The sequence below is a fragment of the Alcanivorax sp. HI0083 genome (assembly GCF_001635175.1).
Window position 1 is genome coordinate 1 of the sequence record NZ_LWFX01001515.1, and the last position, 1,048, is coordinate 1,048.

Sequence of the window (1,048 nt, forward strand, 5' to 3'; positions counted from 1 at the left end):
GGAGCATAAAGAGATCTTCTTCCCTGCGAATGTCGGCAACGTACTGTTCATGCTGCGCGACTTTGCTGATGACCTCCCCGTAGGTGAGGCCATGAAGTGACTCAATGTCATTTTGAGCAAAATTGATACCAGGCTCTTCAGGATCCTGCGGGAGTTCATACTGTTCTGTATAGAACTGGTACTGGCGTTTGAACTGCTCCTCTTCTTTACCATCCAAAGTCTCTAAAATCCCGTTGTACGAGACCCGGATCATGTTGTCATTCGAAGCATCAAATGTTTCACCGCAGCCGGTCATGAATGCTGCGAATAATAGAGTGATGATCAGTTTGTTAATCATTGTTCAATACCTTGCGTGTCAGAGTTCGTGTTAGATCATTGGCAATGGAGTTCGAGGCTGCTGTCGTGGGTTCCGGTAAATGCATGACGGAGATCTCTGTTTTCGTATGCATAACCGACCGAGAGTCTCATCTGCCGGTCGCCATAGGTGCTTTCATGGTGTTTTTCATCTGTTGGCTTTTTAAGCCCGACCCCACCCTCAATCAGAACGAAGGTGCCGTTTTCGGCGACAGACCAGCGGAAGAACTCATAGGCTGAGGCGACATTAAACCCAGACAAGATCTGGTTAACTTTGGATAGAGTGGTTTTGTTGTTGGCTATTTTGTTCTTTTCCCACCGGTCAAGCTCTTCCAGCCTCGCTGTCTTCTCATCGGCTTTTTTTGAGTGATATTTGATGAGCCTTTTTGTTCGATCTGATTCGGCAGACTCAACTTCTGATTTGAGATGATCGATAGAATCCAGCTCTTCTTGGCGCTCTTTCTTGAGTCTTGCCCTGAAGGGGTTGGGGGAGGTGTCGTTTAGGGATTCCTCGCATTTTTCAGCCAGAGCAACCAGTCTTTTATGGTAGTAGTCGTTGACGCCTACAATCTCGCAGCGGTACTCGACTAGATCTCTTCCACGGTTATCTTGAACCATTTGCCAGCTGGTGCTTTCGCACATGGACCGGTTGTCAAAGGTTTCACCGATCTTGAATTCTGGGTGGGCGTCGAAT

General features: G+C 47.6%; 2 protein-coding genes. Both read right to left on the minus strand.

Annotation, left to right across the window (positions count from 1 at the left end; genetic code table 11):
• Positions 1–337 (minus strand): DUF6694 family lipoprotein (locus A3754_RS22850; protein ID WP_156497162.1); only part of this gene is annotated, 337 nt, incomplete at its 3' end.
• Between the two features lie 35 nt (positions 338–372).
• On the minus strand, positions 373–1,048 hold a 676-nt coding region (locus tag A3754_RS28135), incomplete at its 5' end, for a hypothetical protein (protein ID WP_082904820.1).